This is a genomic window from Chryseobacterium piscicola (genome assembly GCF_900156685.1).
GTDB classification, from domain to species: domain Bacteria; phylum Bacteroidota; class Bacteroidia; order Flavobacteriales; family Weeksellaceae; genus Chryseobacterium; species Chryseobacterium piscicola.
In genome coordinates this window covers 618,205-644,125 of the sequence record NZ_FTOJ01000001.1, presented here as the reverse complement: position 1 = coordinate 644,125, position 25,921 = coordinate 618,205, and the positions used below count along the sequence as shown (strand labels likewise).

The 25,921-nt window shown below is 33.9% G+C and carries 21 protein-coding genes; 7 read left to right on the top strand and 14 right to left on the bottom strand.

Annotated elements, in window-relative coordinates; translation table 11 throughout:
* Nucleotides 1-4: 4 nt before the first annotated feature.
* On the top strand, nt 5-754 hold the full coding sequence (locus BW939_RS03070) for an RDD family protein (RefSeq protein ID WP_076449647.1): 750 nt from the start codon (nt 5-7) through the stop codon (nt 752-754).
* 93 nt (nt 755-847) lie between these two features.
* Nucleotides 848-1,138: a GNAT family N-acetyltransferase gene (locus BW939_RS03065; protein WP_076449645.1), complete on the top strand. Its 291-nt coding sequence runs from the start codon at nt 848-850 to the stop codon at nt 1,136-1,138.
* Here the strand turns inward: BW939_RS03065 and BW939_RS03060 are convergent.
* The 5 genes from BW939_RS03060 to smpB all read right to left on the bottom strand — a co-directional run bounded on the left by BW939_RS03060 (nt 1,124) and on the right by smpB (nt 6,070).
* Nucleotides 1,124-2,098 carry a glycosyltransferase family protein gene (locus BW939_RS03060; protein ID WP_076449643.1) on the bottom strand — a complete coding sequence of 325 codons (975 nt, stop codon included), beginning with the start codon at nt 2,096-2,098 and terminating at the stop codon, nt 1,124-1,126. The genes BW939_RS03065 and BW939_RS03060 overlap by 15 nt on opposite strands.
* 1 nt (nt 2,099) lies before the next feature.
* On the bottom strand, nt 2,100-2,924 hold the full coding sequence (locus BW939_RS03055) for a UDP-2,3-diacylglucosamine diphosphatase (protein WP_076449641.1): 825 nt from the start codon (nt 2,922-2,924) through the stop codon (nt 2,100-2,102).
* Nucleotides 2,925-3,215: 291 nt separating this feature from the next.
* Entirely contained in the window at nt 3,216-3,956 is a 741-nt protein-coding gene (locus tag BW939_RS03050) for a YebC/PmpR family DNA-binding transcriptional regulator (protein ID WP_076449638.1), read from the bottom strand.
* A gap of 93 nt (nt 3,957-4,049) precedes the next feature.
* Nucleotides 4,050-5,534: an OmpA family protein gene (locus tag BW939_RS03045; protein WP_076449636.1), complete on the bottom strand. Its 1,485-nt coding sequence runs from the start codon at nt 5,532-5,534 to the stop codon at nt 4,050-4,052.
* 77 nt (nt 5,535-5,611) lie between these two features.
* Entirely contained in the window at nt 5,612-6,070 is a 459-nt protein-coding gene (smpB, locus tag BW939_RS03040) for an SsrA-binding protein SmpB (protein ID WP_076449634.1), read from the bottom strand.
* Nucleotides 6,071-6,187: 117 nt separating this feature from the next.
* Between smpB and BW939_RS03035 the strand changes: the two genes are divergently transcribed.
* Entirely contained in the window at nt 6,188-7,810 is a 1,623-nt protein-coding gene (locus tag BW939_RS03035) for an ABC-F family ATP-binding cassette domain-containing protein (RefSeq protein ID WP_076449632.1), read from the top strand.
* 83 nt (nt 7,811-7,893) lie between these two features.
* Here BW939_RS03035 and BW939_RS03030 read toward each other — a convergent pair whose 3' ends face one another.
* A complete protein-coding gene (locus tag BW939_RS03030; protein WP_076449630.1) occupies nt 7,894-8,709 on the bottom strand; it encodes a M48 family metallopeptidase in 816 nt (271 codons plus the stop codon).
* Nucleotides 8,710-8,807: 98 nt separating this feature from the next.
* Between BW939_RS03030 and recJ the strand changes: the two genes are divergently transcribed.
* The 4 genes from recJ (at nt 8,808) to BW939_RS03010 (ending at nt 14,145) form a co-directional block, all read left to right on the top strand.
* Entirely contained in the window at nt 8,808-10,526 is a 1,719-nt protein-coding gene (gene recJ, locus BW939_RS03025) for a single-stranded-DNA-specific exonuclease RecJ (RefSeq protein WP_076449628.1), read from the top strand.
* 122 nt (nt 10,527-10,648) lie between these two features.
* Entirely contained in the window at nt 10,649-11,233 is a 585-nt protein-coding gene (nadD, locus tag BW939_RS03020) for a nicotinate (nicotinamide) nucleotide adenylyltransferase (RefSeq protein WP_076449624.1), read from the top strand.
* 83 nt (nt 11,234-11,316) lie between these two features.
* A complete protein-coding gene (locus BW939_RS03015; protein WP_076449622.1) occupies nt 11,317-11,655 on the top strand; it encodes a DUF3817 domain-containing protein in 339 nt (112 codons plus the stop codon).
* 243 nt (nt 11,656-11,898) lie between these two features.
* A complete protein-coding gene (locus tag BW939_RS03010) occupies nt 11,899-14,145 on the top strand; it encodes a TonB-dependent receptor domain-containing protein (protein ID WP_076449620.1) in 2,247 nt (748 codons plus the stop codon).
* Nucleotides 14,146-14,411: 266 nt separating this feature from the next.
* Here BW939_RS03010 and BW939_RS03005 read toward each other — a convergent pair whose 3' ends face one another.
* From BW939_RS03005 to BW939_RS02965, 8 genes are all read right to left on the bottom strand, one after another.
* A complete protein-coding gene (locus BW939_RS03005; RefSeq protein ID WP_076449618.1) occupies nt 14,412-16,166 on the bottom strand; it encodes a discoidin domain-containing protein in 1,755 nt (584 codons plus the stop codon).
* Nucleotides 16,167-16,770: 604 nt separating this feature from the next.
* Complete coding sequence (ctlX, locus tag BW939_RS03000; protein ID WP_076449616.1) at nt 16,771-17,694, bottom strand: citrulline utilization hydrolase CtlX; 924 nt, start codon at nt 17,692-17,694, stop codon at nt 16,771-16,773.
* Between the two features lie 56 nt (nt 17,695-17,750).
* Nucleotides 17,751-18,665: a dimethylarginine dimethylaminohydrolase family protein gene (locus tag BW939_RS02995; protein WP_076449614.1), complete on the bottom strand. Its 915-nt coding sequence runs from the start codon at nt 18,663-18,665 to the stop codon at nt 17,751-17,753.
* 596 nt (nt 18,666-19,261) lie between these two features.
* A complete protein-coding gene (locus tag BW939_RS02990; RefSeq protein WP_076449612.1) occupies nt 19,262-20,548 on the bottom strand; it encodes a citrate synthase in 1,287 nt (428 codons plus the stop codon).
* An 84-nt stretch (nt 20,549-20,632) separates the two neighbouring features.
* Nucleotides 20,633-21,925: a phosphopyruvate hydratase gene (eno, locus tag BW939_RS02985; protein WP_076449610.1), complete on the bottom strand. Its 1,293-nt coding sequence runs from the start codon at nt 21,923-21,925 to the stop codon at nt 20,633-20,635.
* A 184-nt stretch (nt 21,926-22,109) separates the two neighbouring features.
* Nucleotides 22,110-23,663, bottom strand: a complete 1,554-nt coding sequence (locus BW939_RS02980) for a hypothetical protein (protein ID WP_076449608.1) — start codon at nt 23,661-23,663, stop codon at nt 22,110-22,112.
* Between the two features lie 138 nt (nt 23,664-23,801).
* Entirely contained in the window at nt 23,802-24,530 is a 729-nt protein-coding gene (locus BW939_RS02975; protein ID WP_228417090.1) for a sensor histidine kinase, read from the bottom strand.
* A 682-nt stretch (nt 24,531-25,212) separates the two neighbouring features.
* The gene (locus BW939_RS02965; protein ID WP_076449602.1) at nt 25,213-25,920 is read right to left on the bottom strand and encodes a hypothetical protein; all 708 of its coding nucleotides are present in this window, start codon (nt 25,918-25,920) and stop codon (nt 25,213-25,215) included.
* Between the last annotated feature and the right edge of the window lies 1 nt (nt 25,921).

The following is a 25,921-nucleotide window of genomic DNA, read 5'->3' as shown; positions in this document are numbered from 1 at the left end:
AAATATGTCTCAAATTGCGATAAACACTTCACAAAATGTTAATATTAGCTTCAATATATCAAGTCTTGGAGAAAGAATACTCGCTTTTCTGATTGACGGAATTATAAGGATCGCTTATTTGTTTTTTGCCATGTATTTTTTTCTCGATTTTTTGAATCTAGAACACTATATGACAGAACTAGATTCTTGGTCTGAACGTGCCATAAAGATTGCCATCTTCTTTCCTGCCTCAGTTTATCCTTTGGTAATGGAAAGTTTAATGGAAGGGCAAACTCCGGGCAAAAAAATAATGAAAATCCGCGTCGTAAAAATAGATGGCTACCAGGCAAGTTTTGCAGATTACTTGATTCGGTGGGTTTTTAGAGTCATCGATGTTACTTTTTTAGGAATTGTAGGTTTGGTGTCGGCAATTACATCCAAAAACAGCCAAAGACTAGGCGACATCACAGCGGGAACTGCCATTATTTCTTTAAAAAACAACATCAACATTTCTCATACGATTTTAGAAAAGCTTCAAGACAACTACATCCCTACATTCCCACAAGTAATCGGCCTAAGTGACAATGACATGAGAATCATTAAAGACAATTATGTAAAAGCCTTAAAAGTAGATGACAGACAGATCATTTCCAAACTTTCAGATAAAATAAAGAGTATTCTCAAGCTGGAAGTTAATCCTCAGCAAATGACCGAAAGACAGTTCATCGGGATTGTGATTAAAGATTATAATTATTACACGGGGAAAGATAATTAATTAAGTTTTAATTTGTGTTACTGGCTAATGTCTATTTAAATTTAAAACATCATCGGTTCAATTTTTGCATTTTTAAATTCTAAACATAGCCTTATGACATTCACCAACAACAAAAGCGGAAACGGAGGGGTAATTACTCTTAATAATGAATTGAGCGAAGTGGGCAGACTTACTTACACCATTTTTCCTGAAGACAAAAAACTAATAATTTCGTTTGTTTTAGTTCACAGCGAGTTTGAAGGTCGTGGGTTGGGAAAATTTCTGGTTGAAGAAGCCATAAAATTTGCAAGGGAAAACAATTGGAACATTTATCCTCACTGTTCCTACGCAAGAGCCGTAATGAAAAGAATGAGTGATGTAGAAGATATTTTACTTGAAAGGTAAAACTTCATCAATTAAGATTTCTTCAATATTGTTAGGATAATTTACTTTTAAATGCTGTTTAGAATTTACCCAATTTTCAATATCTTCTTTTTTTAAAGTTTTAGATTTTGGAATTCCTAAACGATAAATTGCTTCTGCATTGCATTCTTGTTCATACTGATTATGAATAGGAATCACAAATAGCTTTTTATCTAAAAACAATGCTTCGGCAGGCATCTCAAAACCAGCGTTACAAAGAATTCCTTCACATTTTTCGAAAGCATTCAGGTATTCTGTTTGGTCTATCGGAAAAACTTCTACATTATTTACTTGATAGTAAAGTTTAGAATATTTAGAAAAAACTTTCCATTCTACGACTATTTGACTTAAAATTTTAATAATATTTTCATCCGAAAAACTGGGAAGATAAACCAAATAAAATCCGTTTTTGGAAGCATCCAATTGACGGATTTTTTGCCTAATAACGGGGGTTTTAATTTGAGGATGATAAGATTCAAAATGAAATCCTATTCTATGCTCACTCGGAACATAATATTTTAGAATTTTATCCCCGAAAAAATCTTTTTTCGCAGGTTTTGGTGTTTCTTTAAAGCTCATTGAAGCTTGATGACTCAATTCCAGAAAACGAATCCCTTTTGTTTTGCAAGCCCACCCCGTTAAAGGTTCATAGTCATTGAGAATAAGATCATAGTGGGATAATGCAAGATTTTGAATAGCTTTTACTGCTTTAAAATAATTATTTTTAAAGAGTATTTTAGAGTAAGAAATTCCACCGGATTTGTTGTAAAGAAGAGAAATTCCTTTGTGCTGAAAATCCAAATTAAAATCAGCCTTCAGTTGTGATTGGTGACCACTGATTAATGTATCTACTTCTGCATATTTTTTAAGCAGAGGAATGATTTCTTGGGCTCTTGCCATGTGACCGTTTCCTGTTCCCTGAAAAGCATATAATATTTTCATATTAAGCAAATTGAGTTACAATTTTTAATAAATCTTCATTATTAATTTCCTGCATTTCGTCGTTCTCATCGTCTTTCAGGTTATGTTTATGCTCATCATAATGAAATATGGACCAATTTCCTGAATGATACTCCAAGGCTGAAAGGTTTTCAATCCAATCGCCTGAATTCAGATACAGACAAGAGCCTTTTTTATTTTTCACTTCCCTCATTTGAGGCTGATGAATATGGCCACAAAGAACGTAATCATAGCCATTATCTATTGCCAACTCTGAAGCTGTAAGCTCGAAATCTCCAATGTACTTTACGGCTTTCTTTACATTATTTTTGATTTTTTTGGAAAATGAATATTTCTCTCTGCCCATTTTTTCTAAAAACCAGTTGACAATATTATTGATAACAATCAAAAGATCATACCCTTTTCCACCGAGCTTAGCAATCCATTTTGAATGTTGTACAGAAGCATCAAAAACGTCTCCGTGAAAGATCCATGTTTTTTTTCCGTCGAGATTAAGATTAAGTTTATTGCAGACTTTCAGCTTTCCGAGCTCAAAATCTGTAAACTTGCGGAACATCTCGTCGTGATTTCCTGTGATGTAGAACACATCGGTATTTTTGGTGGCCAAAGAAAGAAATTTCTTGATGACCTTAAGGTGAGGTTTAGGAAAGTAAGATTTTTTAAACTGCCAGATATCTATAATATCACCGTTTAAAACTAATGTTTTCGGTTGAATAGAATTTAGATATCTGAGCAATTCTTTAGCCTTACATCCATAAGTCCCCAAATGCACATCTGAAATGACAACCACTTCTACGTTTCTTTTCATTAGCAGAGATTTTTTCTCTTTGATCAAAAGTGATCGCCATAACCGTAAGTATTTTGATTAACCACTGATGGCGATTTCACGTTTGATTCTTATGCAAAGAAACTACTTGAAAGTGAACTGTATATGAATACAATATTATTTTTCCTGCAGTTTAAATTGTAGGATAAAAAAAAAGCCACGAATACATAAATTAAAATAGCCTTATCAAACTCTTTTTAGAGTTTTAGATTGCTACAAATTGATGTATTCGTGGCGAAATTTTACAGCTTTCTAATAAAGCCCAGTTGTTTTTTATAAAGTTTCTAAAAGTTCATCTGTCATTTCCATGTTGTGATAGACGTTTTGTACATCGTCATCATCTTCAAAACGCTCCAACATTTTCATATTGATCTTAAATTGCTCTAGACTAACTTCCTTTGAGTTGTTTGGAATTCTTTGTAATTCTGCACTTTTAGCTTCAATTTTAAGTTCATCTAATTTATGAGATAATGAGCCAAAATCTTCAAAAGCGGTAGTAATCAATACTTCATCTTCGTCTTTTTCTACATCTTCTGCTCCCCCATCAATCATTTCCATTTCAAAATCATCCCAGTCCATTTTTATTTGGGCTAAATCTATTGTGAAAATGCCTTTTCTATCAAAGATAAATGCTAATTCGCCATTCTTACCCAAGTTACCATCAAACTTATTAAAAATTGCTCTTACGTTGGCTACTGTTCTGGTTGTATTGTTTGTAGTACATTCTACGAAGAATGCAACACCACCTTGCCCATAACCTTCATAGTTGATTTCTTCATAGTTTTCTGCATCAGCACCGCTTGCTTTTTTTATTGCTCTTTCTACATTATCTTTCGGCATATTGGCACCTTTTGCATTCAAGATACATCTTCGTAATGCCGGATTTGCTTCTGGATCACTACCACCCGCTTTTACAGCTAAGGCAATGTCTTTACCGATTTTAGAAAAAGTTTTGGCCATTTTATCCCAACGAGCCATTTTCGACGCTTTTCTATATTCAAACGCTCTTCCCATTTTTTGTATTATATTTTTACAAAATTAACTAAAATCAACAACAAAAAAAATACCCCCAGAAGTCTGGAGGTATTTATTATTTAGAAAAATAGATTATTTTTTCTTTTTAGCAGCAGCTTTTTTCTTAGCTGGAGCTTTTTTCACTGGTAAGTCAGATTTTTTGTAAGTTTCCCACTCTGAACCTCCAGAGATTGCTCTTACAACAACTTTTCTATCAGCTTGTCTTTCAGCATCAGTAGCAGTTTCAGCAACTTGAGCTTCTTGCTCACCAATACCGATTGATTTCAATACAGAAGGATTAACTCCTCTAGATTCTAAAGCAGAAACTACAGAAGCAGCTCTTTGTCTAGATAAATTCAAGTTATAAACATCACTTCCTTTTCTGTCAGTCATACCTACAATTACAAAGTTTTGGTTTGTACCTTCTTCTTTGATAATTCTTGCAGCTTGATCCAATTTACTGTTAGATTGAGATCTAATTGTAGCTTTGTTGAAATCAAATAATAGATCTTTAAACTCTTCAGTAACTCTTACTTCAACTGGTTTTACTGGAGGAGGACATCCGTTAAATTCTGCTAAACCAGGAACGTTAGGACAAGCGTCATCTTTATCTAAGATATCGTCATTATCTGTATCTGGCCAAGGACAACCGTTGTTTTCTACTGGACCTGCAACTGAAGGACAAGCATCATCTTTATCGATGATAGTATCTCCATCTGTATCTGGCCAAGGACAACCACCGTTTTCTACTGGACCTGCAACTTCAGGACATTGATCGTCTTTATCTGCAACACCATCTCCGTCAGTATCTGGACAACCTTGGAATTCTGGTAAACCTGGTGTATCAGGACATAAATCGTCTTTGTCTAAGATACCATCCTTATCTCTGTCTCTGTTTCCGAATCTGAAGTTCAATGAAGCAGAAGCTTGCCAGAAGTTAGCAACTGTAGATTTGTCTCCAGGAGAAGATACGTAATCACCTTGAACACCGAAACCGAAGTTCTTAGTTAACCAGAAGTTAACACCTGCACCTCCAGAAACCATAAAATGATTTGCTTTTCCGTTCTCATTTCCGTTCTCTCCGTTGCTAATCATTTCAGCTGGGTTACCGTTGATAAATGATTGTCTTGGGAAAGTAAGAGAAGTGTAATCATGTCTTAGGTAGTTAGCACCTACTCTCAAGTAAGGGTCAAACCAAGATTCTTCGCTCCAAAGAAGACCAGCAGCTTTTGCTTGGAACCCAAGACCTGTTAATAACATAAATTCTTTCCCCATGTTGAATCTTTTGTTTTCAACATTACCTACTGACGTTTGCCAGTCAATAACCAAACCTTTTCCGATGTTTCTTGCAACAGTAAGTTTAGATAAAGGTGGTGTTACAGAAAAATTGTTCATATTGAACATGTTCTTCGTTACATTATTAGCAGAAAGCGTATTCCCGAAAGTACCACGCTGTGCGGTATGATTTTCCGCATGAGCACCAACTCCGATTAACCACGGATTGTTGGTAGTCTGGGCGAAAACAGTAGAGGCAATCGTAAGTGCCAATGCTGAAATTCCTAATTTTAGATTTTTCATAGAATTAAATGATTAAATAATTGATATTGCAAAATAAATATAATTTTTCTTTATAAACAAAGTTTTCTATATGATTTTTAACTTTTCTTTAATACTCTATCGAGGGTTCGTTTATTTTCTCTATCCTTAATAGTCTCTCTTTTATCATACAGTTTTTTACCTCTTCCTAATGCTATTTGCACTTTTGCCTTGCCTCTATCATTGATATACAGCTTCAACGGCACAATTGTGTTACCCGCATCTTTGAGCTTTTTTTCAAGCTTTGTTAATTCTTTTTTGTGCAACAGCAATTTCCGTTCCCTTTTTGTTTTATGATTATAAAATGTTCCCAATTTATATTCATCTATCATCATGTTGATGATATACAACTCGCCATCTATAAATTGGCAAAAAGATTCCGTAATAGATGCTTTAGATGATCTCAAAGACTTTATTTCGGTTCCCGTAAGCACCATCCCTGCCTCTATTTCATCAAAAATCTCATATTCAAATCTTGCTCTTTTATTAAGTATTCTAACTGTTTTTTCAATCTTCATATTCTTAAATTTTGTTATTAAATATACAAAATTTACTTTCGTATAAAAACTTGAGTATTACAATATTATAATTACCCAAATTCTTTTCGTAATTTTGCGCCAAATTTACAAACTTATATGTTAACAGTATCTAACTTATCTTTACAATTCGGAAAGAGGGTGCTTTTCGACGAAGTAAACATCATGTTTACGAAGGGTAACTGCTACGGGATTATTGGTGCTAATGGCGCAGGAAAATCTACATTCCTAAAAATACTAACAGGAAAACAAGACCCAACAACAGGGCATATATCTTTAGAACCGGGAAAAAGAATGTCGGTTTTGGAGCAAGATCACTTTGCATACGATCATTATACAGTTCTTGAAGCTGTTTTAAGAGGAAATAAGAAATTATTCGAGATAAAAGAGGAGATGGATGCTTTATACGCAAAAGAAGATTTCTCTGATGCTGATGGAATTAAAGCCGGTGAGCTTGGTGTGGTGTATGAAGAAATGGGAGGTTGGAATTCTGAATCTGATGCACAAACAATGCTTTCTAATGTAGGAATTAAAGACGATATGCATTGGCAAATGATGAGCGAACTAGAGAATAAAGACAAAGTAAAAGTTCTTTTAGCTCAAGCTCTTTTTGGCAATCCTGATGTATTGATTCTTGATGAACCTACAAACGACTTGGATATTGACACCATCGCTTGGTTAGAAGATTTCTTAGCAGATTACGAAAATACAGTAATCGTAGTATCTCACGACCGTCACTTCCTAGATACCGTTTGTACACACATCGGAGATTTAGACTATGCTAAATTAAACCTTTATACAGGTAACTACTCTTTCTGGTACCAAGCTTCTCAGCTGGCAACTAGACAAAGAGCTCAAGCGAATAAAAAAGCAGAGGAAAAGAAGAAAGAACTTCAGGATTTCATCGCTAGATTCAGCTCCAACGTTGCAAAAGCTAAGCAAGCAACGGCTAGAAAGAAAATGATTGACAAATTAAACATTGATGATATTAAACCTTCTTCTAGAAGATATCCTGCAATTATTTTCGAGATGGAAAGAGAAGTTGGAGATCAGATTTTAGATGTAAAAGGTTTAGAAAAAACAAAAGATGGAGAATTATTATTCTCAAACATCGATTTAAATCTTAAAAAAGGAGATAAAGTTGCCATTATTTCAAAAAACTCTTTAGCAATTACAGAATTTTTTGAAATTTTAGCGGGAAACAATCAAGCTGATAAAGGAAATATAGCTTGGGGCGTTACTACAAACCAATCTCACATGCCTTTGGATAATACTACTTTCTTTCAGGAAGATATCAACTTAGTAGACTGGTTGAGACAATTTACTAAAAATGATGAAGAGCGTCACGAAGAATTCATGAGAGGATTTTTAGGTAGAATGCTATTCTCAGGTGACGAAGCTTTAAAGTCTTGTAAAGTACTTTCCGGAGGCGAAAAAATGAGATGTATGTTCAGCAGAATGATGCTTCAAAAAGCCAATGTATTGCTTCTTGATGAGCCTACAAACCACTTAGACCTAGAAAGTATTACTACTTTGAACAACTCACTATCTAACTTCAAAGGAAATCTACTGCTATCATCACATGACCACGAAATGCTACAAACTGTTTGTAACAGAATTGTTGAACTAACTCCGAAAGGAATTATCGACAGAGAAACTACATACGATGAATATCTTGCAGACAAAAAGATCAAAGAATTAAGAGAAAAAATGTATTCTTAAATACCAGAGTAACATTCAATTTCATCAAAACAAACTCCTCAAAATTTAGATTTTGAGGAGTTTTTAATTTTATTAAATTTTATTTATTTTGTAAGTTTAGCCTTAGGCAAAGAAACGGTTCCGGGATCTTTCCATAAACCATCTTTTTCGGCTTTTTTCTTTATTGCTTCCGCTCTTTTATTACTGTCGGGATGAGAATTAAACATTTTCTGAATTTTAGATTGGGCAGCTCCTCCTTCAGAAAGCAATGCCAGTTTTTTAAATGCAGTATAAGCTCCCACAACATTATAGCGGTTTGATTTCATAAAATCATACGAGTATTCATCTGCTTCATTTTCTTGTTTTTTGTTGTGTGAGGCATCCAAAAAAGCATTGGCCATTTTCCCTATCTGGGTTTCACTTAGTGCAGCTATATCATTTGAAGCAGAAGAAACAGCCTCTAGTGCCGCTGCTTTCAAGTATGCAGACTTCATAGCATCTTTGGTGTCTTGATTTTTGACGTGCCCAATTTCATGCCCAATCACAGCCAACAATTCATCATCTGTCATTACATCCATCAAAGAAGAAAACACTCTTACGCTTCCGTCAGCACAAGCAAAGGCGTTCACCTCGGTTACTTTATAAACTTTATAATTTAGATTCAAACCATCTTGAGATTTATGCTTTCCAAAAAGCCTATTTAACCTCACGGTGTAAGGATCTTTAGGCCCTGCAATAGGATTATTTTTATCCATATATTCTACAGATTCTTTGGATAATTTCACGGCGTCTTCGTTGGAAAAAACCAAGGCAGAAGCTCCTTTAGAAACAATCCCCACCGCTTTACCAAGATTAATTTTCTGAGCATTTATAGTAAATAAAGCTCCCAAAAGAGCAACACATAATGCGATTTTTTTCATTTGAATATTATTTGTAGCACCAAGATAGGCAATTCAAAAAACCTGAACAATATTTGTTTTCACTACCTAAAGCTAATATTTTTCCTTATTTTTGTGAAATGAGTCATAAATGGATTTTTAAACCTGAACCTGATGAAGAAATTGTAGACGGATTGAGCTCATCGCTTGGTTTCGGAACTTTTGAATCTAAAATCCTCGTTATGAGAGGGATTGACAATTACCAAAAGGCGAGAGAGTTTTTCAAACCCAACCTCAACGACATTCACAATCCTTTTCTGATGGCAGATATGCAAAAAGCAGTAGAACGCATTGCAACTGCAATAGAAAATGGAGAAAAAATAATGGTGTACGGAGATTATGATGTAGACGGAACTACAGCAGTAGCTCTCATGTATCTTTACCTGAGAAAAATTGTACACAAAAGTTATCTCGACTATTACATCCCCGACCGAAATTCTGAAGGCTACGGAATCTCAACAGAAGGAATTGATTTCGCAAAAGAAAACGGTTTTTCAGTAATCATCGCTTTAGACTGTGGAATAAAAGCTTTAGACATGATTTCTTATGCTTCCGAAAAAGGAATTGATTTTATTATTTGTGACCACCATTTACCTGGTGACGAAATACCAAAAGCTGTAGCGGTCTTGGATCCTAAAAGAATAGATTGCAGATACCCATACAAGGAACTTTCCGGATGTGGTGTTGGTTTTAAATTGTGCCAAGGCTTAAATACAATTTATAAAATTCCCGAAGCAGAATTATTTGAATTAACGGATCTGCTTGCCATATCAATTGCTGCAGACATTGTTGCCATGAATGGTGAAAACAGAGTTTTGGCAAAACAAGGCTTAAAAGTCCTCAGAAAAACCCGAAATATGGGCTTAAGACTTTTAATACCAGAAGAAAAACTATCTCATTTTGAAATTTCCAATATTGTTTTTGAAATTGCGCCCAAAATAAACGCTGCTGGAAGAATTTCGCAAGGAAAAGCAGCTGTAGAACTCATGGTTTCAGACAATTTGAAACACGCTCATCAGATTGTTTCCGACATCATGAATTTAAATGATGAGAGACGAGAACTTGATATGCATTCTACAGAATCTGCCTTGAAACAAATTGTAGAATCTCAGCAGGAAACAAAATACACCACTATCGTTTACCATCCGGAATGGAACAAGGGTGTAATTGGTATTGTAGCATCAAGATTAATTGAAACTTACTATAAACCCACTTTGGTTTTTACCGATGGAAACAACGGTGAAATGGTAGCTTCCGCAAGATCTGTATCTGATTTTGATGTACACGAAGCTCTGGATATTTGCTCGGAATATTTCTTGAAATTCGGAGGTCATCATGCAGCTGCAGGCCTTTCTATGGAAAAAGATAAGTTTGAAGAGTTTAAATTAAAATTTGAACAAACAGTTGCTGAAAGAATCCAAGATAATCAGAAAGAACCTTCAATTACTATAGATTCTGTGATGAACATTGATGAAATCAACCGTGAATTCATCAACTTCCATAGAAAATTAGCACCATTCGGACCTCACAATATGAAGCCTAATTTGGTTTTACAAAACCAAAAAATTGCCGGTTATGTGAAGACGATGGGGAAAGACAACAGCCACCTAAAGTTTTACATAAGACAAGAATCTACCGGAAGAAATGTGGAATGTGTAGGCTTTAAACTTGGCCAGTTTGCTGATGATTTTAGAAATAAAACATTTGATATCGCATTTACTCTTGAAGAAAACCATTGGAAAGGAAATGTGACTCATTATCTGAATATTAGAGATGTGAAGTTTCATGAAGGTGAATAAGTTATATTTCTTGCGAAAATAAATTGTAAATGTAAAAATTTAAACAAATATTTAACTTAAAATTGCCAAGTAAAGCGAATTAACAATATAGAAAACTGACATCAAAAAACATCAAAATATCCTTGAAAAAAACAGGCCTCTTTTTCGGTTCTTTTAATCCCATCCATATTGGTCATTTAATATTGGCTAATTATATTCTTGAAAATTCGGATATGGATGAGCTTTGGTTTGTGGTAAGTCCGCAGAATCCTTTTAAAGATAAAAAATCTTTGCTAAAAGACCACAATCGTCTAGATATGGTACAATTGGCAATAAAAAACTACCCCAAAATGCGGGTTTCAAATGTTGAATTTTCGCTTCCAAAACCAAGTTATACCATTGATACTTTAATCTATCTGCATGAAAAATATCCTGAAATTTCTTTCTCATTAATTATGGGCGAAGACAATTTGGAAAGTTTAGGAAAATGGAAAAACTCGGAAAAATTGATTGAAAATCATCACATTATCGTCTATCCCAGAGTTTTCAGTGAAGAAAAAAAAGATTCAGAATATCTTCAGCACGAAAACATTTCTATGATCAAAGCGCCCATCATTGAACTATCTGCCACAGAAATCAGAAATATGATTAAAGAAGGAAAAAATGTAAAACCCATGCTTCCCCCTGAAGTTTTTGAGTATCTGGATGGGAGTAGCTTTTATAAGTAGTTTTTAGTTTTTAGTTTTTAGTTTTTAGTTTTTAGTTTTTAGTTTTTAGTTTTTAGTTTTTAGCGAAAATAAAATATTATATCATGGAGTTTCTAGAAAATTTCTTTTCAAAATATTCCCAAGAAAAAGTCATTAAATGGTTCAGACAAATTTGTCTAGCAGAAGCGATTTCATGGTTTTTTCTTTTTACTGCGATGGTCTACATTCGTTTGGAGCCAGAAAACATTTTGGCTATCATCTACATCAGCACTATCGGCAGCATTCACGGGCTATTTTTTACTTTATATCTTTTATTTTTGCCGTCCATCAGAAAAATCTTTGATTGGGATGATGAAGATTTTGTTTTTTCACTCATCTCTGCTTTTTTCCCTTTTGCCACTATTTGGATCGACAAAAAGCTGGCACGTTTCGATAGAGAATAATTTATTTTTTTAGATAAAATCCTATTTAACTGTAACAAAAGTTTTGTTACAGTTGTCTTTGTATATAGAAACTGATGTACACCAATTGTATTAACTAAATTTTACAATCTGTAAATCAGCTTTTTACAATTTAATCAAAAACATTATTACTACTTTGTATTGCATGATACTATTTTTATTATATATCTTTGCAATGTAAAATAATAACAAATACAAGCTTCTAAACTAATAAAATATATACTCATGAAAACACCACTACTCATAGCTGCTTTATTTTTTACAGGATTTACTTTCGCTCAAGAAAAAAAATCTGACTCTGTAAAAACTCAAAAAATTGAAGAAGTTGTTATAACCAAACAAGTCTTCAAAAAACAATCTGACCGTTTCGTTTACGACGTTGCTGCATCACCTGTCGCTAAAGGAAATACCACTTTTGATCTTTTGAAACAAACGCCACTTCTATCAACTACCGATGATAAAACAATGAAAATTGCTGGGAAAAACAATGCACTGATCTACGTCAACGGGAGAAAAACCAATATGGATGCAGAATCGGTAACCCAATTCCTAAAAAATACTCCTGCAGAAAATATTCAGAAAATTGAAGTCATTACTGTGCCTGGAAGCGAATTTCAGGTAGAGTCTTCAGATGGAATCATAAACATAGTTCTAAAGAAAAAGATGAGCAACGGACTGAACGGAAACATGAGAATGTCTAATTCTCAAAATAAATTCAATGCAAGCAATGCCACATTTTCAACAAATTATAGAAAAGATAAATTAGGAATTAGCGCCAACTTATACGGTGGTGAAAACATTGAAGGCCAGGAATATGTATTACGAAACGGAACTTCACTGTTGCAAAACGAATCCGTAGGAACAGTAGATGATCCTAACAAGTACATCGGTGGCTATCTTAATTTTGATTACCAACTCAATGACAAAAGCAATCTTGCTTTGTCTTGGAATTCGTCTGCCAACAAAAGCTACGGATCTGCAGTAAATCTACTCAATACCTTAATGACTTTCGACAACAAAGGAAACTTACTTGAAACTAAAAATAACAAATCTAATAATTTGGAAAATGCAAGAAGTTACAACAATTCGGTAAACGTAAACTATGAGCTGAAAACAGATTCTTTGGGAAGCAAACTAAATCTTAACGCTGCTTATCTCCATTTCAGAAGATTTCAAAATTCTGATAATAAAACATTAGTACAGGCTGCTGATGGTAATTTCTCTCAGTTAAGACAGCAGGTATTGCAGGATATACCGCAAGTGATTAATAATTTTTCTACAATGGCTGATTATATTCAGAAGTTTGAAAAAGATTTCACACTTTCTGTAGGCGGAAATTTCAATCAAACAAAAACCAACAACGACACCAAAAACTTCTTTTATTTTTATGATACAGCGGGTAATTTTGATAATCTAAGATCAGATTTGAATCACTTCATCTACGACGAAAACATTTACGGATTTTACCTTACTGCAGAGAAAAAGTTTTCGGATAAATTCTCAGGAAAGCTTGGTGCTAGATATGAAATCACAAAAAGCACTGGCACGTCTGAAATCCCAAACCAGCCGATGCAGGTTTTTGAAAGAAACTACAACAATATTCTTCCTTATTTGAGTTTAAATTATGCCATTAATGAGAAAAACAACATCTCTTACTCTTTTTCCAGCCGAATGAGAAGACCAAGTTTCTGGGAGCTGAATCCTGTAAAAAATATACTCACAGAAAACAATTATACGCAGAACAATCCTTTTGTAAAAGCTTCCAGCACCTACAATCAGGAAATGACTTATATGTTTAAAAATTCTTATTTTTTGATTTTAAATCACTCATTATATAAAGATGTAATTACCCAAGTTCCCTTGCAGAGAAATATTGAGCGTGACGGGAAAACGTATCGCCAGCTTGCTTACATCCGAACAAATTTTGGGGACAAACAAGAAATGTCTGCCATGCTAGGAATGCAAAAAACGTTTTTTAAAAAAACACTCACCACCAATTTCAACATCGGTTTTCAGCACAATATTAATAACGGAACTTTAAATACCGATCCTACAACAGGAATTATTTTCGATACCTATATCAATAAAAATAAGTCGACAAGTCTTACGATCCAGACCAATAACACGTTGAGTTTAGACAAAAAGAAAACGTGGTTTCTAGGTGTAAATTATTTCTATGTAGACCAACAACAAATAGAGCTGGGAATGCTGAAAAACCTAATGAGTTTAGATATAAGCATCAAGAAAAACTGGAATGACTGGACGTTTGCCTTGAATCTCGAGGATGTATTACGAACCAATATCGTAGAAATAGAAGATTACCAAACGAACGGAAATTACAATTACGTAAAAAACGACCAATTCAACCGTGGCGGAACCTTCAGCATCACCTATAACTTCGGAAACCAAAAAGTGAAAAAAGTAAGAAATATAGAAGCCGCATCAGATGCCATCAAAAGCAGAACACGTTAACATTCATTACTTCATATAGATTATTTTGTAAGGAAAACCTGCCAAGAAATTGGTGGGTTTTCCTGTGTTAAAACATGCAAAATCTTACATATTTGGTGGAGATAAATAATTGATTTCATACTATTTAATCTGAATCAATCCCATTTCTATAAGATTATTATGGGCTATCATCCATCCCTCTTAATTAGAATTTGGATTGCTTAAGACTTATTTATATTTTCCTTAACCAATCTAAAAAACTTCCAGAACTTAATGGTTCAATTTCATCATTCAGATTTCACCACTTCGGTTCTCTCAGAAATACCATTCGCATTGAACGCTTCAATCTGGAAATAATATGAGTCTACTCTATCGGCTCCTGTGAAGAAGTATTCGTTTTTACCATAAACCATGATGCTTCCGTATAATTTGTCTGGTGATTTCCCCCAATAAATCACGTAACCATCTGCTTCTGAATTTTGCTGCCATTTCATCCAAATACTTCTTCTTTCGCCGTATTTTTTCGGATCGGCTCTTAACGGAACAAAATTCTGAACATTTGCTGGTTTTGCACCCGCTCCTTTTCCGAATACTCTGAAACCGCTTAATGCAAACTTCCCTGTCGGCATTTTCAGGTTTTCCATTTTTAAATATCTTGCTGTGGCAGGTTTTTCTAATTCTACATAATCGTGAGGAACGTCTTTGGTGTTTTTGCTTTTATCAACTATGACCTTCCATTTTTTTCCGTCATTAGAACCAAAAATTTTGAATTGATGCATTTTGCCTTCGGTTTTTCCCATAAACTCAACGTCTTGATCGGCATAATTGACCTGAATGGCATTGATGGTAGAAACATCGCCCAAATCTGTCTGAAACCATTCACCAGAATTGCCTGTTTTTGCACTCCAGTAGGTTTTAATATCTTCATCTACCGCATTATTAGAATGATAACCACCTAAAGTTGAAGAAACCTGAACGGGTTTATTATAATTCAGCAGCATCCAATTGGTAAAAAGTCCTTTTGAGAAATCTTTACCTTGTGCAAACTGCGGAAGCAAGGTGGGATAATCGCCGTAGGCAGTATTCGTGTACATCACATCATCTTTGTCAAAACCTGCAGGCCAAATCCCCAAACGTCTTTCAAAATTGTTTTTAGTGGAAATAAAAATCGTTGAAATGTGCCACCAGTTTTTAAAATTATCCTCAAATGTAGCTCCATGCCCAGCTCCTCTTGCAAAACCTCCAGGCTTGTAGGAAAAAGGATTGTGCTGTTGGTATTCATAGCCTTCCAAGGGGTTTTTTGAAACATAAACTCCGTCAGAATATCCACTAAATTCTGTTGCCGGAGCGCCATATTGCATATAATATTTGTCTTTGTACTTCGTTACCCAGGCTCCTTCTACAAAGGGCTGCAAGAAAACATTGTCATTATACTCCCCGAATCTTTCCCAACCGTGATCTTCAGGTTTCAGTCTTAAAATGGGTTTTACAAAACCTTCAGACTGTAGGTTTTTCACTTTCACTTCTGTTCCCAAAAGTGGCCACTCGTTACTTGATCCCCAATACAGATACAGTTTGTTTTTATCTTCATCATAATGAAAAGCCGGATCCCACGCTCCTACTTTCAAGGTATCAACTGCAATTTCCCAGTCGTCTACCGTAGGATTTGTGCTTTTCCAGATCGGAAAATCTTGTTCCCAGGTGGAGCCGTACACGTATAAGGTATCTTTCATTGCCCAAACTGCGGGAGCGTTAAGGTCATGCGTGTATTTGTTATCTCTAAGGAATTTTCTTTTGACGAATTTCCAATCGAGCATATTGTCGCTATGCCAATACCCCTCTTGGTTTGTGGAGAAAAGAAAAAGTTTTTTTTGAAAATTAACAATTACCGGATCTGCTGTTGCACGGTGCTTCCCTTGTTTTGAAAATACTTCAAAAGGCGTGTAACCGTAATCAATATTGATTGGGTTACAATATGTTTTTTGCTGTGCATTCATAGAAAATGCAAACAAAACAGCCAATAAAAAAATATGTTTTTGCATCTGAAATAGTTCTTAGAGACAAATTTAATTAAAGTTTATTTGGTAAGTCTCATTTTGAGAAATTAAAGGTTGCTGAAAGAAACATTTGTGTATTAAAGTCACTTTTTTAACACTAAGTGGCTCAAAGTCATGATATTTTGCGCAGCTGTAAAACTTTAAACTTAATTTCATAGTGAATCTTAGAGTATCTTTAAAAATAATTGAAAAATAAAATTACTCCTATTAGAATCGGGGAAATAATTTTGATGAAATCTAAACAGGCTCTTAAAGACTTACTGAACATCTCTACCCTATTCCCGAACCGCTTCAAGACCTCTGTAAGAGGGGTATAAAGCCCTTAACCAACGGTGGATACCCCCTTAATGAACAACCTTACCCCCCTTCCGAAGGGGGGTACCCCCCCCTTTGCACACCCCCATTATCCCTCTTATGAAGGGGCATCACCCCCTTTGTAGAAGGGATATAGACCGTTATATAAGCCCTGCAGACATCTGAAAGGGCATTTTGCAAAATTACTTAGAGCAATTTTAGCTTTAAGGAAAAAAAAAAACTTCTGACCTAAATTAAAAGTCAGAAGCAATATTTCATTTTAATTAAAAAGCATCTATTTTTTAGGAAGGAAAACTTCAGCCAACATACAACGTGCGCTTCCCCCGCCGTTTACCTCAATAGTATTTAAATCTGAATAGATAATTTCACAGTATTTTTCAATATTGGAAACCTGCTCCTGATTTAAAGATCTGTAAGCGGTTTGGCTCATCACTAAAAACTTTTCGCCGTTTGTATTCTGAACCTGAAGCATATTTCCTGCAAATTGCTGCATTTGTTCTTCAGATATTTCAATAATTTCTTTTCCCGAATTCTTAATAGTTTCAATAACCTTGCTTCTCTCCAATTCGCTATCAATACAATCTAGGCAAATAACAACGAATTTATCGGCAACACACATCATTACATTGGTATGGTAGATGGGAAGTCTTTCTTCTCCAACTGTTTGAAACGAATGGAAGATAACAGGTGTGAATCTATATTTAGTGCAAAATTCTCTGAATAAACTTTCATCAAGTCTCAAAGAAATCGATCCGTAAGCCAATCTATTATCATGATCGAAAATCATACTTCCGGTTCCTTCCAAAAAGTGACCCTGAATTTCAGGTAAAGACCAATCATCGATTTCGGATACTTCAAAGCCATGATTTTTTATATTCTCAATAATATCTTCTCTTCGCTCCACTCTTCTGTTTGAAGCAAACATAGGATATAAAACCACTTTTCCATCCCTGTGGAAACTCACCCAATTATTGGGGAAAATAGAATCTGGTGTATGAGGATCTATAGTGTCTTTAACGGTAATTACGTTCACCCCTTTATTTCTCAGTTTTTCAACAAATATTTTGAATTCTGCCAAAGCTTTTGACTGAATATCTGCACCTTTTTGCTCTACCTGAAAATAATTGTTTTCTGCCGTTTCTGCGTTGTAACCGAATGCAATCGGCTCTATCATTAATACTGTATCTGTTGTCTGCATTTTGTTTTAATTTAAAATTACAAGATTCAAAATTTAAAATTATCAAATCAAAAAATCTACTCTCTCACCAAGGGCATCGTAGAACATCTCAACAAGCCACCCATTTTAGAAATTTCTCTGTATGGGATTTCTTCCACAGTCATCCCCCATTCATTTCTGAGATGGTTATTCATTCTTGTAAAAGCTTTGTCGGAAACCACAACTTCTGGAGAGATTGAGAAAATATTCGGGTACATTTCAAACATTTCTTCATCGTTTACATGGAAGCAATTTTCTTCTCCGAAAATATCGAGGATTAAATTGTAATCGCTTTCGTCTACAAAACCATTCTTGTACACAATACATTTATCTGTACCAACAGGATTAAAGGTACAGTCTAAATGTAGAATTCCTTGATAAGGTTCTCTGTCATTTTTCTTCAGTTCAAAATCTAGAATCCTTTTTTTTGGAAAATATTCTTTTAAGATTTCTATGGCGTATTCGTTTGTTCTTGCTGTTTTATAATTTCTATAGTCTTCTGAAAAACAAGTTCCTATAAAAATAAAATCATTCCAAACGATAACGTCTCCACCTTCAATGTGAGCAGTATCGGGTAGATTGATGATATCTCGCCATTTCACTTTTTCAAAAATTGTACGATAAGCATCTTGTTCATCAGCACGATCTGCAATAACGTTTGAAATAATCATTTTATCTTCAATGACAAATGAAACGTCTCTTGCAAAAACCTGATTGTAATCTTTGATGATGCTTGGTCTAAGGACTTCTACATCATATTTTTTCAGCACTTTTTCGAAAGCTTCCATTTCATCAATGATATCTTTCTCTTTCGGATAGATATTATGCTGAATGGAATGATATGATTTTGCATCATAACTTTCTTCTAGAGTAGGATCTGGCCCCATTGAATTGGGTTGCCCTAAAACAACAGATTTCAGTTTGCCTGTTTCGTTTTTGATATTTAGTTTCATAAAAATTCTTCTGATGTATTGGCTTTAAACAAAGCGTTCTGCGTATAGCATTAGCCACAAATATAATGAAACGGCGTTGAAGTCTAAAATTTAATACGGAATAAAATGCATGGAATTTTCTCCTAGAATATTGGTTTGGAATATTGTAGAAATAATCAAATTCTATCTGTTTAATTTTGCTTTTTCAGATAAAAATAAGGGTTGTATCATAAAATTAAATGATATTATCTTTAGGTAGAAAATTATAGTTTGCAATTTTGATATTTTTTAAATCATTTTTCAATATGAATTTATGGAAATCATCATTCTTGAATGACTCAAACATCGTATTAAGATTATGAATTTTTGAATTTTCGGATATATATATTATAAAAGGGATTCTGATTCTACACTCTTTATTCACAAAATAATCTTTTGTCTTCTAGCCATATTCTGCTCCTTTCTAGTAGCTTTCTATTTACAATTCTTTAAAAAAAATATAATTTTGCTTTCGCTATTTATGGCTAAAAATAATTACTGTGAAAAAGTTTTTACATAGAGAACAAAAAATCCCAAAGAAAAACTTTGGGATTTTATATTTATCTGAGAAACCAATATTATCTGTTTGAAATATCGATATAGTCTCTTTTTTGAGCACCTTGGTAAACCTGTCTTGGTCTTCCGATAGGGTCTCCTTTTAATCTCATTTCTTTCCATTGAGCAATCCAACCTGGAAGTCTTCCCAATGCAAACATTACTGTAAACATTTCTGTAGGAACACCTAGCGCTCTGTAGATAATTCCTGAATAGAAATCTACGTTTGGATATAATTTTCTTTCGATGAAGTATTCGTCTTCAAGAGCTACTTTTTCCAACTGCATTGCAATATCAAGGGCTTTGTCTTCTATACCTAATGCGCTTAGTAAATCGTCTGCTGCTTTTTTGATGATTTTTGCTCTTGGATCGAAGTTTTTGTAAACTCTGTGACCGAAGCCCATCAAACGGAAGCTGTCATTTTTATCTTTGGCTTTAGCAACCCATTTGTTTACGTCTCCACCATCTTTTTCAATTAACTCAAGCATTTCAATAACTGCTTGGTTTGCACCACCGTGAAGTGGGCCCCAAAGTGCAGAAATACCAGCAGAAACTGATGCAAAAAGACCGGTGTGAGCAGAGCCCACCATTCTTACAGTAGATGTAGAACAGTTTTGCTCGTGGTCTGCGTGAAGGATTAATAATTTATCTAAAGCTTCAGTTACAACAGGGTTGATTTCAAACTCTTCATTAGGCAATCTGAAAGCCATTTTGTAGAAGTTTTCTACATAGTTTAAGCTGTTATCTCCATGGTTTAATGGTAACCCAAGCGTTTTTCTGTAAGTCCAAGCTGCTAGATGAGCAAATTTAGCAATCAACAATTCTGCTGCAAGATCCATCTCTTCTTTAGATTGTACATTAACTGCTTTAGGATTAAAAGCTGTTAATGCAGAAGTAAGCGTAGATAAAACTCCCATTGGGTGTGCAGAACGAGGGAAAGCATCGATGATTTTTTTCATCTCTTCTGCTACGAAGTTATATTTTTTGATATTACCATTAAAGGTATCAAACTGTTCTGTTGTAGGCAATTCACCGTGTAACAAAAGATACATTACTTCTGTAAAGTTTGATTTTTCTGCGATTTGCTCGATAGGATAACCTCTGTAGAATAATTCTCCCTGATCACCATCAAGATACGTAATATCACTTAGTGTAGCACCTGTATTTTTGTATCCTAAATCTAAGGTAATAAGACCTGTTTGGTCTCTCAATTTTGAAATATCTATTCCTCTGTCTCCGATTGTACTATCTACGATAGGGTATTCATACGAATTACCGTCGTAATTCAATATAACTTTGTTGTCTGACATTATTATAATATTTTATTTAAATTTCTTAAAAATACACAAAAAAACAGCAACCAAAAAATAGTATGCTGTTTTTTTTTATATTTATTATCTGTTAATTTTAAATGCGTCTAATCCAGGGAAATAAGCCGTATCACCCAAAGCTTCTTCAATTCTTAAAAGCTGGTTGTACTTCGCCATTCTGTCTGATCTAGATGCAGAACCTGTTTTTATCTGACCGCAATTCATTGCTACTGCCAAATCAGCGATGATAGAATCTTCAGTTTCACCAGATCTGTGAGACATTACTGATGTAAATTTGTTGTGTTGAGCCATTTGTACGGCAGCCATTGTTTCAGAAAGAGAGCCAATTTGGTTTACTTTTACTAAAATTGAATTTGCAATTCCTTCTTTTACACCTCTTGCCAATCTCTCAACATTGGTTACGAATAAGTCATCACCTACCAATTGTACTCTGTCACCTATTTTATCAGTCAACATTTTCCAACCTTCCCAGTCATTTTCCTGCATTCCGTCTTCTATAGAGATGATAGGGTATTTATTTGCCAATTCAGCAAGGTAAGAAACCTGCTCACTGCTTGTAAACTGAGCTGCATCAGGAGTTTGGAATTTTCTGTAATCATAGACTCCATCTTTGTAGAATTCTGAAGCTGCGCAATCCAATGCAATCATCACATCATCACCTGGCTTATAGCCTGCTTTTTCGATAGCCTGAAGCAAAGTATCTAATGCGTCTTCAGTTCCGGCAAAAGTTGGTGCAAAACCACCTTCGTCCCCTACTGCAGTAGATAAACCTCTTGAGTGAAGAATAGCTTTAAGATTATGAAATATCTCAGTTCCTTTTCTCAGTGCGTGAGAGAAAGAATCTGCCTTTACCGGCATTACCATAAATTCTTGGAAAGCAATTGGTGCATCTGAGTGAGAGCCACCATTGATTACATTCATCATAGGAACAGGAAGCGTATTGGCGTTTACACCACCTACGTATTTGTATAACGGCATTTTTAGTTCTGCAGCAGCAGCTTTTGCAGCGGCTAAAGAAACACCAAGAATAGCATTTGCTCCTAAGCTTCCTTTATTGCTTGTGCCGTCTAATTCAATCATGATCTGATCGATAAGATTTTGATCAAAAACAGGAAGCCCCACCAATTCGGGTGAAATTACTTCTCTTACATTTTCTACAGCCTTAGAGACGCCTTTCCCCATCCATTCAGAACCGCCGTCACGCAATTCTACTGCTTCATGTTCTCCTGTAGATGCTCCAGAAGGTACTGCAGCACGACCCATCGCCCCACTTTCTGTAAATACATCAACTTCAACTGTAGGATTCCCTCTTGAATCCAAAATTTGTCTTGCTTCTATGTAAGAAATGTAACTCATGTTGTTTATTATTTTTATAGTTTATACAAATTTACTGAAATTTTAAATCTTTGAGTTACGGGAGCGTTATTTTGTTATGGTTTTTTGAGTTAAATTTTAGTTAATGTTTATGATGGAAGATTACAAAAACCTTAATTTTTTCAGGCCTGGTTAAAGAGTATTAATCTAGGCATTCTTCAATATATTATTGACCTTTTTGTACTTGTAAAAATTTACCTCTTTGTGTATTTGTTAAATTGTAGGTGATGGAGAAGAAAAACCCTATTTTATAATTATCTACATACTTAGATTCATCAAGGTCAAAATTTGAAGGTAATGCTTCCTGTTTAATATATTTTTCAAATTGAGGGTTTAGTTGATTTATCTTTCTAAAAGAAGGACCAGCTGTAAAAATTATCTTATCTGCTCTACCCCAAAGCAAACTTGGCCCAAGATAGATTGAGCTAATATCAAAATTTGCTACATCTAATGCTGTCCCGAGAGAAAAACCAAATGCGACACTGTTGCTACTTCTTCTACTAGCATGCAAAAGACCTACAAGCTTTGGAGTATAGTCATTTTTTGTACTTTCTAAAAGATATTTATTGCCGAAAGTATCGTCATTTATACTGTATTTCTGGTCTCTATGTCCGAAATCCAAACTTACTCCAACACCAAAATCTAACCTCATACCTCCTGTTACAAACTCCTTATAAGAAAACTTCCTACTAGAATTAAAAATAATATAATCATTTTCTACTTTTTTCTTTTCCTTAATATCAATGTCGAAACTTAAATAATCGCCATATGCTTGTATTGGCTCTGAAATGTATTCGTATGAATTTTTATTTAATAAAATTCTGTTGACGATTTCTACATAATTTAGTTTTTGGTGTAAATTCATTTTAGATATATCTTCATCGGTCTTGGAAATGTAGTTTTTCCAATCATCAATTTCCTTTCTAATATTATCAGAAGCAAATTTATTCTGGACATTGTCAAATTCCGAAATAATATCTTGGAGTTCTGTAGAGCTGAGGAAGTCTTTAAATTCAGTTTTACACAAAAAATATTTGTTTAAAATAACATATTTATCAGTATGCCCAGCTGCATTCAAAATTACCGATGTTTCAAACGAATTATTTGGAATATTATTTGGGATATTTGAATCATCATATATCTTTTTATAAACTGAATATGTTAAATCTGGTGTATTAATTTTCTCCAAATAATTGGTATAACTACCATTCAATTTATTGATGATATAAACATAAGTCTGCAGTCTAATAGACAATGCTGATAATTTCTTTTTGTACTCCTTGTACAAATTCTTTTCGGATTTTGTACTTTCTGGAATGTATTCAAATTTTTTATTTAACATTATATTTTCACCAAATTTAATTTCATCTTGAGGCGATATTGCGTTAAGCTTAAAATTATATTTGCTTTCTTTATCTATAATTTCAGACTCTATATTCTCAGAATTTGGTACCGGATTTTCTGAGTTTTTTGTTGTTTTGGGAGCATTCAAACCAATAGTTTCATCCACTACTTCTCCTATTAAACCCTTTACGTTTGGACTATAAAAAATCCTATTTATATTCTTAATTTTAAATACCACAGATTTCCCAAACTGAGGGCTTATATTATTTTTTTCAAAAACACCCTTTGAAAAATCATAAACAATAGAATCGTTCTCCTGAGAAAACATTTTAATGCAAGTAAGCACTATTAAACAGAAAATAATTTTAGTTTTCATGGTTACAGTTTTTAAAGTTTTTATACTTCAAATTTCCATTTAAAAACAACACCAGTCTATTACCCAAACGGGTACTTTTAAGCACAAAAAAAACAGCACCCTAAAAATGATGCTGTCATAAAAATTTCGTTTTTTTTTTTATAATTCTACTTTAAAAAATAAATGCGTTCCGTTTTCAGTCGTCACCTCGCAATGACCGTTTTGTTCCTGCATTCTTCGTTTCATATTTCGAAGCCCGTTGCCATCTGAATTTGTTTCATTTATTCCGATACCATTATCGGAAATTTTCATCATAAATTCTTTATTTTTTTGAATAAACGATAATTTTAGTTTATTGGATTGGCTGTGTTTGTAAGCATTGTTCAGCGCTTCTTTCAGGCATAGAAAAAGATTCCTTCTCTGATCTGTGGTAAGCATTGTTTCTGAAACAATACCATTAACTTCTGTGATGAGTTCAATATTTGTCTTTTTCAGAAAATTGAATGCATACATTTTAGCATACTCTACAAAACTTCCTATGGTATCATTTCCTGAATTGAGGCTCCAGAGCATTTCTCGCATAGAAATGTTCATTTCTTCTGAGGTTTTTAAAAGCTCATTAATATCGGTAATTAAATCCTCATCTTTAGCCTTTTGCTTTAGAAATTCTGCCTGAAGTTTTAATGCTGAAATTCCTGCACCAAGGTCGTCGTGCATATCGTGGGAGATACGCTCGCGTTCCATCTCAATGAGTTTTTGTTTTTCTAATTCTTTTTGGAGGAGTTGGTTTTGGTGTTCGGATTCTCTGAGTTGGCTTTCTTTTAAAGAAATCAGCTGTTTTCTTTTATAAGTTACTACTGTAAATAAAACAAATAAGAGTAATATCATTACAAGCATAACTGCCGATATGTATAACGTTATTACTGATTTATCAAGGTATAAAAATGTAATCATTCCTTTTTATAGAGAGATAATAATTTTAAAAAAACTACGTAAGTCAGTAGGTTTATGCATGCAAAAAAAATCCGTAGACTTTGCATAAATTCTTTGTCCTGATCCTGAAAGTAGAAGCGAGGTATCGTCCTAAAAAGATACATGATACTCCAAACTAGCATAGCAAGACCGAACCAAAAAAAAGGGATATCTTGTATATTCTTTGTTGAATGCGAAGCATTCTGAACAATTAAATAAAAACCCGTTAAGCAAACTGTAATAACATAAAAACAGCTCACAATACCACAAAAATCGCTGTATTGAGAAAAACTGTATTTGTTAAAGAGTAAAATCATACCAATAGAAGCAATACCATAAAATAATAACACTTTACTTTGTTTAAAATGAACTTGAAAAAAGTAATATACATAGATCACATTAAGCAAATCAAGTAAAAAATATAAACCTGTAAAGTTTTTTTTAAATACGGGTACTGAGAAATATACAATACATTCTATCAAAAAAATAATGACAAAATTAAGATATAAATAATTATTTTCTATGCCTGCAGTGTATTTTACCACAGACAGAGCCACAAGAATGATTAGAATTGTATAGTATAAATGTATTAATAAATCTAAGGCCATTGCTGTCCACGGTTGTAAAATTCAGTTTCGCCATTTTCATTAATAACTTTAAATGCTAATGCTATTTTACTCTGATTATTCACTATCTCCTCTAAGGTGAAATCCGTAGCGTAATTTGAAATATTTCTAACTTTATCTCTGCTTAGAATGGTAAGTTTACCGCCTTGTAGGTTTTGTTTAACAGCATCTAAACTTTGGTATCCATCAATATATTTTTTTACATGTTGTTCTAATTCAAAAGAGTCGTTTCTTTTTAAAATGCCTTTGTCTAAAGTATACTGTTCATCACTAGTATCGAATTTATATTTGGGTACAATATCTACTTGATTAGTGAAATTGAAGACAATATTTCTTTCTCCCAAATCATCAATTATAAAATAAATATCTAAAAAGTCCTTTTTACCAATAACGTTTTTAACTACGCTGTCAAACGATGCTTTATTAATTAAGAATCCTTTTCTTTTCAAATCTGTATTCTTAAAAATTTTATCGTACTTTACAATATAAGTTTCATATTCCTCCTTTGGCAACTTCTCAAAAGTTAATATGCCATCTTTGGTACTGTTAGAATTCACCTGATTGCTATCCGATAAATTTTCACCTAACGTATCATTTACTTTACTGAAAGTTGATTCTCCTTTCTTGCACTGAACAAACAATAACGTAACGACAAAATAATAAAAAATTTTTGCTTTCATA